The organism is Clostridium aromativorans, assembly GCF_020908015.1.
GTDB classification, from domain to species: domain Bacteria; phylum Bacillota; class Clostridia; order Clostridiales; family Clostridiaceae; genus Clostridium_B; species Clostridium_B aromativorans.
In genome coordinates this window covers 106,951-121,346 of the sequence record NZ_JAJJPB010000006.1, presented here as the reverse complement: position 1 = coordinate 121,346, position 14,396 = coordinate 106,951, and the positions used below count along the sequence as shown (strand labels likewise).

Below are 14,396 nucleotides of genomic sequence, written 5' to 3'. Positions count from 1 at the left end.
AGTTTAAATTGAGAGGGGAAGGTCAAATAGATGGCTTTAAGAAATATTAGAAAATACGGCGATGACATATTGAGAAAAAAAAGCAAGAAAGTGGATGTTATAAATAATAGGATTATAACATTGCTTAAAGATATGGAAGAGACATTGTATGAAGAGGATGGTATAGGACTTGCAGCACCTCAAGTAGGTGTTTTGAAGAGAGCCATAGTAGTTGATATAGGAGAAGGTATATATAAACTTATAAATCCAGAAATTATATATAGTGAAGGAAGCTATATAGATAAGGAAGGATGTTTGAGCATACCTGGAGTGCAGGGTGAAGTAAAAAGGCCTAATAAGGTTAAAGTGAAAGCTTTAAATGAAAAGGGAGAAGAGATAATAGTAGAGGGAGAAAATTTACTGGCAAGGGCATTTTGCCATGAAATAGATCATTTAAATGGCATACTCTTTATAGATAAGGTCATAAAAAAAGAAGGTGAAAATAATATATGAATATAGTTTTTATGGGAACTCCTGATTTTTCGGTGCCCTCTTTAAAGAGATTGATAGAGGAACATAATGTAACAGCTGTATTTACTCAACCTGACAGACCGAAAGGTAGGGGGAAAAAAGTAGTTTTTTCTCCTGTTAAAGAAGAAGCTATTAAGTACAATATACCGGTTTATCAGCCTGTAAGTCTAAAAAAGGATACCCGGTCATTGGGTAAACTAAAGGAAATGAAACCTGATTTTATAGTAGTAGTAGCTTATGGTCAGATACTGACAAAAGAGGTGCTGGATATACCTAAAAATGGATGCATCAATCTGCATGCATCACTTTTGCCAAAGTACAGGGGAGCAGCACCTATAAACTGGTGTATTATAAATGGAGAAAAGAAAACGGGAAACACTACTATGTTCATGAATACTGGACTTGATACAGGAGATATGCTTTTAAGCAGCAATGTTGAGATTCCAGAAGATATGACTGCAGGAGAACTTACAGATATATTGAAGGAAGATGGAGCTGATTTATTGGCAAGAACCCTTAGAGGACTGGAAACAGGTGTAATTAAAAGGAAAAAACAGGGAGAAACTACAACTGCCTATGCAAAGATGTTGTGTAGGAACATGGCAGAAATAGATTGGAATCTGGATAGTATTAAAATAAAAAATTTTGTCAGAGGTTTAAATCCATGGCCTATTGCATATACTCAGTATAAGGGAGAGAATATGAAAATATACCGGGTGGAGGCACTGGATGAAATGTCCCCAAGGGAAGCCGGATATATACTTGAAGTTTCCAAATATGGTATCAAGGTATCCTGCGGCAGAGGGATTGTCTTGATAAAAAATATACAATTTCCAGGAGGAAGACCTATGGAAGTGAGTGAATATATAAAGGGGCATTTGATAAAAACAGGTGTTATATTAGGAGAATAATCTACGTGGAGGTGTAATTGATGTTTTACTTTGATAGCAGTTTTATTATACTAATTCCAGCACTTTTAGTAGCAATTTGGGCTCAATATAAAGTATCTTCCACTTTTAATAAATATTCTAGGTATAGGAGCCACAATGGGTATACAGGCGCCCAGGTGGCCAGAATGCTTTTGGATGGCAGCGGTCTTTACGACGTACCAGTAGAACTGATACCCGGAAAACTCAGCGATCATTACGATCCTTCCAGGAGAGTCATGAGACTTTCGGAGGATGTTTATTACGGAAATTCCGTGGCCTCAATAGGTGTGGCGGCCCATGAAACTGGTCATGCCATTCAGCATAAAAATGGATATGTTCCACTTGTTATCAGAAATTCCATTGTACCTGTAGTTAACTTTGGATCCAATGTTTCATGGATATTGTTTTTGGCTGGATTTGTTTTAGGAATTAAGGGACTTGTAAATTTAGGTATAATTTTATTTGCTTTAGTAGTTTTATTTCAAATAATAACTCTTCCTGTAGAATTAAATGCCTCCAGAAGAGCCTTAAAGATACTGGAAGGAAGAAATATACTCTATTCGGATGAGCTTGATGGGGCCAGATCGGTTTTAAGTGCTGCTGCCATGACCTATGTGGCTGCTGTATTAACTGCTATAGCCAATTTGCTCAGACTCATATATATAAGTAGAGATAGAAATTAATGGATGAAGATATTTTTTGATTAGAGGTAGAATCATGATAAATCCCAGGGGTACAGCCGTTAAAGTACTTAAACAGGTATTGGATAACAATGCATATTCCAATGTAGTTTTGAGTATGTATTTAAATAAGGAAAATTTGGATAGAAAAGATAGAGCACTGGTCACGGAGCTAGTATATGGTACTTTAAGGTATAAATATACAATTGACAGTATATTAGACAGTTTTATAAAAAGTGATATTGGGAAAATGGATGGGGACATATTGAATATACTCAGAATGTCTGTATATCAATTGAGATACCTGAGTAAGATTCCTGAATTTGCAGTAGTGAATGAGGCTGTAGAACTTTCTAAAAGGAAGTCAGTTAAGTTATCTAAGCTGGTAAATGGTGTTTTGAGGAATTATTTGAGAAATAAAGATACTCTAACTTGTGAGCATAAGGGCGATAAAATGAGTAGGTGGTGTTTTAAATATTCTTTTTCCCGATGGATGGCTGAACTTTTTATTACACAATATGGTGAAAAAACGGGAGAGAGCATATTGAAAAATTCCAATATAGTTCCTAAAGTTACAGTGAGGGTGAATACGTTAAAAATAAAATATGAACAGGTGTGGAATGAACTTATAAAAAATGGATATGATGTAAAAGAAGGAACTATATGCAAAGAAGCGCTGATTATAAAAAAAGGAAGTAATATAGAATTGAATCCCCTTTTTAAGAAGGGGTATATTACAGTTCAAGATGAAAGTTCAATGCTTGTAGCCCATGTTATGGATCTGGAAGAAAATATGACTGTGTTGGATCTCTGCAGTGCACCGGGAGGTAAATCCTGTCATATAGCAGAGCTGATGAAAAATACAGGAAAGGTATATGCTTGTGATCTGCATGCAAATAAGATGTCACTTGTAAAGGAAAATGCCAGTAGATTGGGAGTTGAAAATTTAATTTATAATGTGTTTGACGCTGAAAAATATATAGGGCAATTTGAAAATGCAGCAGATAGGGTTCTCATTGATGTGCCCTGCTCAGGACTTGGAATAATAAGAAAAAAGCCGGAGATCAAGTGGACTAAAAATAAAGATTCTATGGATAATTTGGTAAAAATACAGAGAAACATCATGTTAAATGCTTCAAAGTATGTAAAACAAGAGGGAAAACTTATATACTCCACCTGTACTTTAAATAAAGTGGAAAATAATGAGAATATAAATTGGTTTATTCAAAAAAATCCGCAATTCAAATTGGAGAAAATAAATTTTGGAGATTTTGAAAATATAATTTATGATGAAAAAGGGTATATAACTGTACTTCCCAATGATAATATGGATGGGTTTTTTATTGCAAAAATGATAAAATATAGGTAGGTGCAATAAATGTATGTATAATATTTTTGACTTTAATATGGAAGACTTAAGAAATTGGATGAAAAATAACGGTGAAAGTCAATTTAGAGCAAGTCAAATAATGGATTGGTTATATAAGAATGGTCAGTGGAATTTTGATTGTATGACCAATATACCTAAATCTTTAGTAAAAAAATTAAAAACAAATTTTTATATTGAAATTCCGGAACTAGTTAAAAGTTATCAATCAAAGTTAAAGGATACTACTAAATTTTTATATAAATACAGGGATGGAAATATTATAGAGACAGTGGTTATGAAATATAAACACGGGAATTCTATATGTGTTTCAACACAAGTTGGATGCAGAATGGGGTGTAAATTCTGTGCATCTACTGTAGGTGGAATGGTGAGAAATTTAAGCAGTGGAGAAATATTGGCTCAAGTACTAAGATCTCAGAGTGAAATAGATGAGAGGATATCAAATGTAGTTTTAATGGGAAGTGGAGAACCTCTCGACAATTATGACAATGTGTTGAAATTTTTAAAGATGATAAGTTGTGACTACAGCCTCAATATAGGTCAAAGACATATAACTCTTTCTACCTGCGGTATAGTACCTAAAATAAGACAACTTGCAGGTGAAAATTTGCAGATAACATTAGCTATATCGTTACATTCACCAGATGATATAAATAGAATAAAAATTATGCCCATTGCAAATAAATACTCTATAAAAGAGATAATTGATTCATGCAGATATTATATAGATAAAACAGGTAGAAGAATATCCTTTGAATACGCTTTGGTAAGAGGTGTTAATGACAGCCTGAAATGTGCTGAAGGTTTAACAAGGCTGCTAAGGGGTCTTCTATGCCATGTGAATTTAATACCTGTCAATGAAGTTAAAGAAAATGATTTTAAGAAATCTTCTCTAGACAATATAAAAGGTTTTTATAATAAACTTGTTGAAAATAAAATAGAAGTTACTATAAGAAGAGAAATGGGTTCAGACATAAATGCTGCTTGTGGACAGCTGAGGAGAAGTTATTTAGAATCAAAAAGGTATAGAAAGGGTGTAGAAAATGGTGGGGATCTTGTCAGATGTGGGCAGAGTAAGAAAACTAAATGAAGATTTTGCAGATTTCTATAATGGAAAAGATTTAGATCTATATGTAATAGCAGATGGAATGGGCGGTCATAATGCAGGAGAGGTTGCAAGTAGAATTGCAGTGGAAACGACCATTTCTAGTATAAAAGCTAAGAACACAGTAGATATGAAAAAGGACCTGTTAGAAGCCATAAATTTAGCAAATGAAAAGATCTATAAATTATCAACAAGTAATGATGAATTTGGTGGAATGGGGACAACTATAACAGCTTGTTTAGTTAAAGATATGAATATGGTAGTAGCTAATGTAGGTGATAGTGGATGTTATACTATAAGATACGACGGTGTAGTTAAAATCACTAAAGATCATTCCCTTGTACAGCAATTAGTTGACGAAGGCAGCATAACTGAAGAGGAAGCTGCAATTCATCCCAATAAAAATATAATAACCAGGGCACTTGGAACTAATTTATCCGTAAAAATAGACACCTTTGAAGTGAATTTAAAAGACGTTAATAGGGTAATGCTTTGTACCGATGGTTTATCTAATGGGGTGAGCACTGATGAGATGTATGATATTATAATGAGCAATAACAATGAAGATGCCTGTAGACAATTGATAGAACTCAGCAATCTTAGAGGTGGAAAAGATAATATATCAGTTATTGTATTTGAAGGAGAGGGTAAAGATGATAGGGACCATGCTAGGAAATAGGTATGAGCCGTTAGAAAAAATAGGAGAAGGTGGAATGGCAGTCGTTTATAAGGCTAAAGATCACCTATTAAATAGAAATGTGGCTGTGAAAGTTCTTAAAGAACAATTTTCCAGTGATAAGGAGTTTGTCGAAAAATTTAAGAGAGAAGCTACGGCAGCAGCAAGTCTGTCGGATAATAATATAGTTAATATATATGATGTAGGTACCCAGGATGACATAAATTATATAGTCATGGAATATGTTTCAGGAAAGACACTGAAACAGATAATAAAGGAAGAGGTCAGGATACCACCGGAAAGATCGGTAGAAATAGCTATTCAGATAGCCAAAGCCCTCAAATGTGCACATAAGAATAATATTATACATAGAGATATAAAGCCTCATAATATTCTTGTAACAGAGGATGGGATAGTAAAGGTAACGGATTTCGGAATTGCGAAAGCTTCTAATTCAGTTACTATAACCAATTCAAATAAGATAATGGGATCCGCACATTATTTTTCTCCTGAGCAGGCAAGGGGAAGTTTTGTAGATTTTAGGACGGATATCTATTCTATGGGAATAGTTATGTATGAAATGGTTACAGGACGGGTGCCCTATGATGCGGAGAGCCCCGTATCCATAGCACTGAAGCATATACAGGAACCTGTGGTTCCTCCAATTAAACTAAATGAAAATGTACCGGAAAGTTTAAATAAATTGATTTTGAAGGCTGTAGAAAAAGAGCCTATAAAAAGATATCAGACTATGGAAGATATGCTTGTGGATTTAAAAAAGATAGAAAATAACCAGAAATTAAATTTAATAGAAGATGATCTAAATGATGATATGACGCGGATAATGGATCCTGTAGATGTAAATGACAATTATAAGGATGAAGAAGGTTATAGTGATAATGATTATGAAGGTGAACCTGAGGATAAAAAAAATAAACCCACCCTGGATCCAAAGAAAAAGAAGACTATACTTATAATAGCATTATTTGTGTTGGTGACAGTAATAGGTGCAGTTTCAGGATACTTTGCTTTCAACAGGACTTCTGCGGAGGTTGCAGTCCCCAATATAATTGGAATGAAACAGGCTGAAGCCAAAAAATTAGTGGAAAGTAAAAAACTCAATTTTGTAGTTGGAGCTAAGGAAAAAAGTGATAAACCTGAAGGCACAGTACTTGAATGTTTTCCTAAAGTTGGTACAAAAGTAAAAGCAAATTCAGATGTAAGGGTAATCATAAGTGGAGGTACTGATACTATGGGGGTTCCAAATGTAGTTGGCATTGATTTAAGTACTGCCAAAAGTATTATTACCAGCAGTGGATTAGATGTTGGGGATATATCTTACAAATACAGTGATACCGTATCCCAGGGTCAGGTTATAAGTCAGGATCCGGAGGCAGACTCTAAAGTAAAAGATGGGTCAAAAGTAAATCTTGTGGTCAGCAAGGGACCAGAAGCAAAATATGTAACGGTTCCGGATGTTTCAGGAAAAAGCATAAGTGAGGCAAGAGCCATAATGCAGAATGCAGGATTAAGGGTTGCTGAGAACCCGGTGGAAACATCTGATAAGACTCAAGAAAACCTGGGTATTACAAATCAGAGCATAGGAGCTTCACGTCAGGTTAAAGAAGGCACTACTGTAACTTTAACTTATTATGTATATAAGCAGCCTGAAGGAGAACAGGGTAGTAATCAGATACCTCAAGATGGAAATAATGGAGGAAATAATGGTAATGAAAACAGCAGCGGACAAAATACCAGTGGACAGCAAAATGGCGATGGACAGCAAAATGGTGGCGGACAACAAAATGGCAATACTGGAGGCGGTAATTCAGGAGAGGGCAACAACTCAAATTCCAATAATTCGGGAAAATAAAACACAGGATGAAACAGCGTTAAATGTGAATTAGGAGGAATTATGAGGGGAATTATAGTAAAGGGTATAGGAGGATTCTATTATATAAAAACTGAATATGGGGTAATTGAATGCAGGGCTAGGGGAAAGTTCAGGTATGATGGACTTTCCCCTATGGTCGGAGATAATGTTAATATAAATGTTGAAAAGAACCAGGGGGTTATTGATAAAATTTACCCTAGAATAAGTCAGCTAAAACGTCCTACAGTAGCGAATATAACTCAAGTATTAGTGATTTTTGCGTTCAATCATCCTAAAATAAATGAAGATCTATTAAACAGAATCCTCATAAGCTGTGAGTACAGTAATTTAGAAGTAATTGTATGCTTTAATAAAATGGATTTGCCTAAGGAAAGTGGAGAAATAGAGATTATAGATAGAATAAGCAGTATAGGTTATGAAGTACTGCAGTTAAAAGCAAAAGAAGGATATGGCATTGATACCATAAGAGAAAAACTCCGGGGAAATGTTACGGTTTTATGCGGACCCTCAGGCGTAGGAAAATCTACTATTTTAAATTCTCTCTGTGGGGAAAAACTCATGGAAACGGGTAAAATAAGTAAAAAATTAAATAAAGGGAAACATACTACAAGGTACAGTCAATTGATAGAACTTGAGGGAGGTTTTGTGGTAGATACTCCAGGGTTTTCTTCACTGGATACAAGTGATATACCTATAGAAAAACTTCAATATTGTTTCCCTGAATTTATGGGTTTTATAGGAGAGTGTAAATTTACGGGATGTATTCACTATAGAGAACCTAAATGTGCTATTAAAGCTGCTGTGGAAAAAGGGACCATAAGTAGAGAAAGATATGATTTTTATATTAAGGTTTTAAAGGAAGTTTCTTCCCGGGAGAGATATTGATGGCTAATTACGCTTAATTATTGAAAAGGAGATAATACACAATGATAAAAATAGCACCTTCCATATTATCGGCAGATTTTTCAAAATTGGGGGAAGAGATAAAATCTCTGGATAAATATGGAGCAGATTTAATCCATATAGATGTTATGGATGGAAGTTTTGTACCAAATATAAGTTTTGGAGTACCTGTTATACAAAGTGTACGGAAATACACTAAATTGCCTTTTGATGTACATTTGATGATAAAGGAGCCTGCAAGGTACATAGAGAGTTTTGTAAAAGCTGGGGCAGATATCATAACGGTTCATTTTGAAGCTGACAACCATCTGGATAGAACTTTAAATTATATAAGAAGTCTAGGCGTAAAAGCTGCAGTGGCATTAAATCCCGCTACATTGGTAGATAACATAAAATATCTGATACCTGATTTAGATATGGTTCTTATAATGTCTGTAAACCCTGGATTTGGAGGGCAAAAATACATAGATTACTGTTCAAGAAAAATAGAGGAAGTTAAAAATTTAAGTTATAAATACAATGAGAATCTGATGATAGAGGTGGATGGAGGTATTTCAAAGCATAATATAGGTAGTGCAGTGAAAAATGGAGCAAATGTAATAGTGGCTGGTTCTGCTGTATTTAAAGATGGAAAGATAGAGGACAATATAAAGATGCTGAGAGAGGGAATTTAGTATGAGGGTAGTTATAGTGTCAGGGGGAAATGCTCCTTCCGAAAAATTAATTAAAGAGGAACTTTATGGAGATTCAATTTTAATATGTGCCGACAGTGGCGCAAATTGTCTTTACAGATATAATATTGTACCCATGTATCTTATGGGAGATTTCGATTCTATAGATGAAGAGCCTCTAAAATTTTTCAGGGAAAAGAACTGTATTATAGAAAAATATCCTAAGGCTAAAAACTGTACAGATACTGAAATTGTAATTGATAAGGCTCTGAGTCTGAGAGCAGATGAAATAGTGCTGCTTGGAGTTACGGGAAGCAGGGTAGATCATCTTTTGGGTAATCTGGGAATGCTTTTAAAGTGTAATTCAAAGGGAATTAGAGCTTTTATAAAAGATGAGCACAATACTATTGAACTAATAAGTAAACCCGTTACAATAAAAGGCAGAGAGGGAGAAACATTTTCCCTTCATGCCTACTGTGATATAGTTAGAAATTTGAGTATAATAGGTGCGAGGTATAAGCTTGACAATTACGATCTGAAGTTGGGGGATGGAAGAACGATATCGAATGAATTTTTAAATAGAAGTGTGAGTATAATATTTGACAGCGGTAAATTACTTTTAATGAAGAGTAGAGATTGATTATCCAATGCACAATTGATGATGATATTAAAAAAAGTGGTAACAATATTACATCTTTATGCATATAATAGTGTAGAGCAATTTTTAAGGGATAATAACGTGAAAAAAAGAGGATTCAGAAGAAGAACAAAAAGAAAAATTGGATTAGTGGCTTTATCTATAGGTGTAGGATTTCTACTGACAGTTATTATCCCTATATGGGGATGGATAATAGCTGCAGGTGCAGGATTGATTTATTGTGGATGGTATCTAATAGAACGTCATAAATAAGGAGGTAATTTAATGAAAATTATTGCATTTAAGCTTCCAGGTGTCCTGTCTGCAATTATAAAGTTTTTTACCAAGAAAAAATAATCATATAAACACAAAAATGCAATTGTAACTAAACAACTGCATTTTTATTTTTATATGGCACGTTGAACCTTTCCGGAACGAAGACATCTCGAACAAACATGTATAGTTTTTGGTGTGCCATTGACTATGGCTTTAATTTTTCTTATATTTGGAGACCAGGTTCTTTTAGATTGGCGATGTGAATGACTGTACTGTACACCAAATACAACGGATTTACCACATATTTCACATTTTTTTGACACTGTAAAACACCTCCCTTAAGAGTTTTATACAACTCAAACATAAATTATTTTACCACAGAAGGTGTGGTATATGCAAGGCTAAGTTAAAGTTCAAAGCATAAATATCAAATCTGAACCCCTATATTTAAATTAGAGATTGTTTTGGAAAAATTTTGATGTAACTTGAATAATAAAATGTCTTTATGGTATTATAGAATATGATATTGAATGAGGAGGTTTTTGTATGATAGGCAGTATTGTTGAGGAAAACGGGTATATAGATTATTCGGAAGAAGTGGTTGCCAATATAGCTGGATTATCTACTATGGAATGCTATGGCGTAGTGGGAATGGCTTCTAAAAGCGCCAAAGATGGTTTTTGGAAATTAATAAAAAGTGAAAATTTAAGTAAGGGAGTAAAGGTTCGTTCTAAAAATAATGAATTGATTATAGAATTACACATAATTGTGGAATATGGAACAAAGATATCTGTAATTGCAAATAATATAATACAGAAGATAAAATACAATATAGAGAACTACACAGGACTTAAGGTCTCAACTATTACGGTAAACGTTCAAGGTGTTAGGGTCTAGGGAGGTAATTTGTAAAAATGGGATACTTAAATATAGACGGGCAGATTTTTTACAATATGGTTGTAAATGCCAGTAATAAACTAGAGGAACAGAAGAATTTTGTAAATTCACTAAATGTATTTCCAGTACCTGATGGAGACACGGGTACAAATATGTCTATGACACTTAGAAATGCAGTGTTGGAGATAGCCGATGCAGGTGAGAAATCCATAGATGCAATAGGAAAACAGCTGGCCAAGGGTGCACTTATGGGAGCCAGGGGAAATTCCGGAGTTATACTTTCACAGATATTCAGAGGTATAGCTAATGGAATTGAAGGCAAAAAACAGGTGGATTCATCGGAACTTGGAAGTGCACTGGAAGAAGGAGCAAGATTTGCCTATAAAGCAGTTATGCGTCCTACGGAAGGTACTATATTGACTATTATAAAAGCTGCAGGTGAAAGTGCCGTAAAGTCTGATAAAAAAGATATAACTGAGCTTTTGGAAGAAGTGTGTGATTACAGTAAAACTGTGCTTGACAAAACTCCTGATATGCTTCCTGTGTTAAAAAAAGCAAAAGTAGTAGATGCCGGCGGCATGGGACTTTTGATTATACTTCAGGGAATGTATGAGGCTTTAAAAGATCATATGGAAAAACTGCATTTAAAAGAAGCCGACAACGCAAAAATTCAACCTGCAGCTAAGAATTTAGGGGAACAGAATATAAAATATGGATATTGTACAGAATTTCTGATTCATTCTCAGGTGCCGGATATAGAGAATTTTAGAAAAGAATTGAAGAAAATAGGAGATTCCATGGTGGTAGTGAAAGACGAGGATATAATAAAAGTTCACATACACACCAATGATCCGGGATGGGTTCTATCGAAGGCGGTTAAATTGGGGGAATTGTCCAAAATAAAAATAGATAATATGAGAGAACAGCATAGACATATTTTAAATATAGATGATTTTAAAGAAGATTCTTCTGAAGAAAAAGCTCATGAGAGTGGAGAAAATCAAACTGAACGAAAAAAATACGCCTTTATTTCAGTATCCATAGGAGAAGGTATCAATGGTATATTTAAGGATCTGGGAGTAGACTACGTGATAGAAGGTGGTCAGACTATGAACCCGAGTACTGAAGATATATTAAATTGTATAGAAAAAATAAATGCAGAAAATATATTTGTATTGCCCAACAATAAAAATGTAATTATGGCAGCTAATCAAGCTGCGGAGCTGTCAGATAAATTAGTAAAAGTAATATCAACTAAAACTATACCTCAAGGAATTACTGCAATAACAGCATTTAATTCAGATATGGATTTAGATGAAAATATAAGTGCCATGGAGAAAGCTATAACTACAGTGGCTACGGGGCAAGTGACTTATGCAGTTAGAGATACGGAAGTGGATGGAAAAGATATAAGACAGGGAGATATATTGGGACTTATCGAAGGCAGTATAAAACAGGTTGGAAAGGATAAATTCCAGGTATGTGGTGACATAATAGATGAGATGACAGGGGGAAATAGCGAACTCATAAGCATATATTATGGCGATGGATGTAATGAGGAGGAAGTAAATGACTTTATAAAGAAACTTGAAAAAAAATATGAAGATATGGATATACAGTGCTACAATGGGAAACAGCCTCTTTATTATTTCATAGTGTCTGTTGAGTAAAAAAAGCCTTTGGGCTTTTTTTATTTGAATAGGCTTTTATTAGTTACTTTTAATTCGCTCAGATATAGTATAATATTTTAAGTGAAAAAGTAGGTGAAAATTTATGAATGCATATGATGATGTAAAGTGTATAAAGGGAGTTGGAGATGTAACGGCTGGAGTTCTAAATAAATGTTTTATATTCAATATACTGGATTTACTTTTGTATTTTCCGAGAGATTATGAGGTGATTTCTAGCTGTTCAGATTTAAAGGATGAAAATGTTGGAAAGGTTATAATAGACTGTAGGGTTAAAAACATATGCAGGGATATCAGAACTAAAAGCGGAAAGATTATTTCCACTATAGTATTTCAAAACAAAAACACAGTTTTTAAAGGGAGATGGTTTAATCAGCCTTATATAAAAAATAAATTTAGAGTGAATAATGAGTATAGGATAATGGGAAAAGTTCAGAAATTTAAAGGACAAAGTTACATGACAAATCCTGTTATGGTAAATGATCATAAATTGGATAAAACAGAAGAAAAAATAATACCAATATATCCTTTGAAATCAGGAATAACAAATAATACATTTATGAAGCTTATATCCGAGGTACTTCGTGGAGTAAAAATAGAGGAAAATCTCCCTGGATGGATAATTGACAAATATAAATTTTACAGTCTAGACAGGGCGATACGAATAATACATAATCCTGCTAATTTGAAGGAGTTAAACCAGAGCAAAAGAAGACTTAAATTTCAAGAACTTTTTATATATTCCTTGAAGATATTAATGCTCAAATATAGCTTTATCAATGAAAGAGGCATAGCCTTTAAAATTTCTCCGGAATTGATAAAGCTAAAAAAGATGATTCCCTACGAACTTACTGGAGCTCAAAAAAAGGTCATGAGAGAGATATTGATAGATGAAAAAAGACAGGTTCCAATGAACAGATTACTGCAGGGAGATGTGGGAAGTGGAAAGACTATAGTGGGTCTCATAGCCATTTTTAATGTGGTAAAAAATGGGTACCAGGCGGTTTTGATGGCTCCAACCGAGATACTGGCTACTCAGCACTATATAGAAGCTAAAAAACTTTTAGAAAAATTCAGCGTGAATGTGAAATTACTTTGTGGGAGTACTACTGCTAAAAACAAGGAAGGGATAAAGCAGGAGCTGAAGCTGGGAAAAATAGATATATTGATAGGTACTCATGCTTTGATTCAGGAAGATGTACAATTTAAAAACTTAGGGATGGTAGTTACGGATGAACAGCATAGGTTTGGAGTTATGCAGAGGAGCAAGCTTACCAACAAAGGGGAAAATGTTGATGTACTCATTATGACAGCTACACCTATTCCAAGAACTCTGAGCTTGTATTTATATGGGGATTTAGATGTATCTACCATAGATGAACTCCCACCGGGAAGAAAAAAAATAGCTACCTATTATAGAGATAAAAACTCCAGAGATAATGTATATAGATTTGCCCTTGATGAAATAAAAAAAGGTAAACAAGTGTATGTGGTATGTCCGCTGGTGGAGGAAAATGAACAGTTAAATTTGAGCTCGGTAGAGGATGTCTACAGGGAACTTAAAGAAAAATATTTTAAGAATGTCCAAATTGAGATGCTCCATGGAAAAATGTCTTCTAAAGATAAAGAAGATATAATGGATAGGTTTAAAAGAGGTGAAATTAAAGTAATGGTATCCACTACTGTTATAGAAGTGGGGATAAATGTACCAAATGCCACAGTGATGATAGTTGAAAATGCAGAAAGATTTGGGCTTGCACAGCTTCATCAACTTAGAGGAAGGGTTGGACGAGGTGAGGATAAAGCCTATTGTATTTTAATTGCAGATATTAAAAATGATATAATAAGGAAGAGAATGGAGATAATGAAGTGCAGCAATGATGGATTCTACATTTCAGAACAGGATCTGAAACTGAGAGGAGCAGGTGAAATCTTCGGATTTAGGCAGCATGGAGAAGATGAGCTGATTTTGTCAAATTTAGTGGAAGACTTAGAAATATTTAAAAAGGCCAATTTAGAGGCTAAAAGGCTCTTGAAAAGCACAGATCCAGAGGATGTAAGAATTAAAGAAGAAATACAAAAAAAATTAAAGAGAACATCAAAATTTATAAGTTTTAATTAACTCGTGGCAAATATATAA

General features: G+C 34.3%; 15 protein-coding genes. 14 read left to right on the top strand and 1 reads right to left on the bottom strand.

The window, feature by feature from the left end:
• Nucleotides 1-30 precede the first annotated feature (30 nt).
• From def to LN736_RS07315, 11 genes are all read left to right on the top strand, one after another.
• Nucleotides 31-492, top strand: a complete 462-nt coding sequence (gene def, locus LN736_RS07365; RefSeq protein ID WP_150355862.1) for a peptide deformylase — start codon at nucleotides 31-33, stop codon at nucleotides 490-492.
• Nucleotides 489-1,421, top strand: a complete 933-nt coding sequence (gene fmt, locus LN736_RS07360) for a methionyl-tRNA formyltransferase (protein WP_150355863.1) — start codon at nucleotides 489-491, stop codon at nucleotides 1,419-1,421. The genes def and fmt overlap by 4 nt, the downstream gene beginning before the upstream one ends.
• A gap of 20 nt (nucleotides 1,422-1,441) precedes the next feature.
• The gene (locus LN736_RS07355) at nucleotides 1,442-2,122 is read left to right on the top strand and encodes a zinc metallopeptidase (protein WP_150355864.1); all 681 of its coding nucleotides are present in this window, start codon (nucleotides 1,442-1,444) and stop codon (nucleotides 2,120-2,122) included.
• A 34-nt stretch (nucleotides 2,123-2,156) separates the two neighbouring features.
• A complete protein-coding gene (gene rsmB, locus LN736_RS07350) occupies nucleotides 2,157-3,488 on the top strand; it encodes a 16S rRNA (cytosine(967)-C(5))-methyltransferase RsmB (RefSeq protein ID WP_150355865.1) in 1,332 nt (443 codons plus the stop codon).
• Nucleotides 3,489-3,501: 13 nt separating this feature from the next.
• Nucleotides 3,502-4,599 carry a 23S rRNA (adenine(2503)-C(2))-methyltransferase RlmN gene (rlmN, locus tag LN736_RS07345; RefSeq protein ID WP_150355866.1) on the top strand — a complete coding sequence of 366 codons (1,098 nt, stop codon included), beginning with the start codon at nucleotides 3,502-3,504 and terminating at the stop codon, nucleotides 4,597-4,599.
• Entirely contained in the window at nucleotides 4,553-5,293 is a 741-nt protein-coding gene (locus LN736_RS07340; protein ID WP_150355867.1) for a Stp1/IreP family PP2C-type Ser/Thr phosphatase, read from the top strand. Before rlmN ends, LN736_RS07340 begins: the two co-directional genes overlap by 47 nt.
• On the top strand, nucleotides 5,268-7,163 hold the full coding sequence (gene pknB / locus LN736_RS07335; protein WP_150355868.1) for a Stk1 family PASTA domain-containing Ser/Thr kinase: 1,896 nt from the start codon (nucleotides 5,268-5,270) through the stop codon (nucleotides 7,161-7,163). Before LN736_RS07340 ends, pknB begins: the two co-directional genes overlap by 26 nt.
• Before the next feature lie 42 nt (nucleotides 7,164-7,205).
• The gene (gene rsgA, locus LN736_RS07330) at nucleotides 7,206-8,069 is read left to right on the top strand and encodes a ribosome small subunit-dependent GTPase A (protein WP_150355869.1); all 864 of its coding nucleotides are present in this window, start codon (nucleotides 7,206-7,208) and stop codon (nucleotides 8,067-8,069) included.
• A 41-nt stretch (nucleotides 8,070-8,110) separates the two neighbouring features.
• Complete coding sequence (rpe, locus tag LN736_RS07325) at nucleotides 8,111-8,761, top strand: ribulose-phosphate 3-epimerase (protein ID WP_150355870.1); 651 nt, start codon at nucleotides 8,111-8,113, stop codon at nucleotides 8,759-8,761.
• A gap of 1 nt (nucleotide 8,762) precedes the next feature.
• Nucleotides 8,763-9,398 carry a thiamine diphosphokinase gene (locus LN736_RS07320; protein WP_150355871.1) on the top strand — a complete coding sequence of 212 codons (636 nt, stop codon included), beginning with the start codon at nucleotides 8,763-8,765 and terminating at the stop codon, nucleotides 9,396-9,398.
• A 99-nt stretch (nucleotides 9,399-9,497) separates the two neighbouring features.
• Nucleotides 9,498-9,668, top strand: coding sequence for a hypothetical protein (locus LN736_RS07315; protein ID WP_179977231.1), 171 nt, complete (start codon nucleotides 9,498-9,500; stop codon nucleotides 9,666-9,668).
• A 134-nt stretch (nucleotides 9,669-9,802) separates the two neighbouring features.
• Here LN736_RS07315 and rpmB read toward each other — a convergent pair whose 3' ends face one another.
• The gene (rpmB, locus tag LN736_RS07310) at nucleotides 9,803-9,994 is read right to left on the bottom strand and encodes a 50S ribosomal protein L28 (RefSeq protein ID WP_150355872.1); all 192 of its coding nucleotides are present in this window, start codon (nucleotides 9,992-9,994) and stop codon (nucleotides 9,803-9,805) included.
• 223 nt (nucleotides 9,995-10,217) lie between these two features.
• Here rpmB and LN736_RS07305 point away from each other — a divergent pair, with 223 nt between their 5' ends.
• The 3 genes from LN736_RS07305 (at nucleotide 10,218) to recG (ending at nucleotide 14,378) form a co-directional block, all read left to right on the top strand.
• Complete coding sequence (locus LN736_RS07305; protein WP_150355873.1) at nucleotides 10,218-10,568, top strand: Asp23/Gls24 family envelope stress response protein; 351 nt, start codon at nucleotides 10,218-10,220, stop codon at nucleotides 10,566-10,568.
• A 17-nt stretch (nucleotides 10,569-10,585) separates the two neighbouring features.
• Entirely contained in the window at nucleotides 10,586-12,238 is a 1,653-nt protein-coding gene (locus LN736_RS07300; protein ID WP_150355874.1) for a DAK2 domain-containing protein, read from the top strand.
• A 103-nt stretch (nucleotides 12,239-12,341) separates the two neighbouring features.
• Entirely contained in the window at nucleotides 12,342-14,378 is a 2,037-nt protein-coding gene (gene recG, locus LN736_RS07295; protein ID WP_150355875.1) for an ATP-dependent DNA helicase RecG, read from the top strand.
• Nucleotides 14,379-14,396 lie beyond the last annotated feature (18 nt).

What these genes read in the sequence shown, in the direction of transcription:
- def (WP_150355862.1), top strand. Translation starts at nt 31, where the DNA reads ATGGCTTTAAGAAATATTAGAAAATACGGCGATGACATATTGAGAAAA.
- fmt (WP_150355863.1), top strand. Translation starts at nt 489, where the DNA reads ATGAATATAGTTTTTATGGGAACTCCTGATTTTTCGGTGCCCTCTTTA.
- LN736_RS07355 (WP_150355864.1), top strand. Translation starts at nt 1,442, where the DNA reads ATGTTTTACTTTGATAGCAGTTTTATTATACTAATTCCAGCACTTTTA.
- rsmB (WP_150355865.1), top strand. Translation starts at nt 2,157, where the DNA reads ATGATAAATCCCAGGGGTACAGCCGTTAAAGTACTTAAACAGGTATTG.
- rlmN (WP_150355866.1), top strand. Translation starts at nt 3,502, where the DNA reads ATGTATAATATTTTTGACTTTAATATGGAAGACTTAAGAAATTGGATG.
- LN736_RS07340 (WP_150355867.1), top strand. Translation starts at nt 4,553, where the DNA reads ATGGTGGGGATCTTGTCAGATGTGGGCAGAGTAAGAAAACTAAATGAA.
- pknB (WP_150355868.1), top strand. Translation starts at nt 5,268, where the DNA reads ATGATAGGGACCATGCTAGGAAATAGGTATGAGCCGTTAGAAAAAATA.
- rsgA (WP_150355869.1), top strand. Translation starts at nt 7,206, where the DNA reads ATGAGGGGAATTATAGTAAAGGGTATAGGAGGATTCTATTATATAAAA.
- rpe (WP_150355870.1), top strand. Translation starts at nt 8,111, where the DNA reads ATGATAAAAATAGCACCTTCCATATTATCGGCAGATTTTTCAAAATTG.
- LN736_RS07320 (WP_150355871.1), top strand. Translation starts at nt 8,763, where the DNA reads ATGAGGGTAGTTATAGTGTCAGGGGGAAATGCTCCTTCCGAAAAATTA.
- LN736_RS07305 (WP_150355873.1), top strand. Translation starts at nt 10,218, where the DNA reads ATGATAGGCAGTATTGTTGAGGAAAACGGGTATATAGATTATTCGGAA.
- LN736_RS07300 (WP_150355874.1), top strand. Translation starts at nt 10,586, where the DNA reads ATGGGATACTTAAATATAGACGGGCAGATTTTTTACAATATGGTTGTA.
- recG (WP_150355875.1), top strand. Translation starts at nt 12,342, where the DNA reads ATGAATGCATATGATGATGTAAAGTGTATAAAGGGAGTTGGAGATGTA.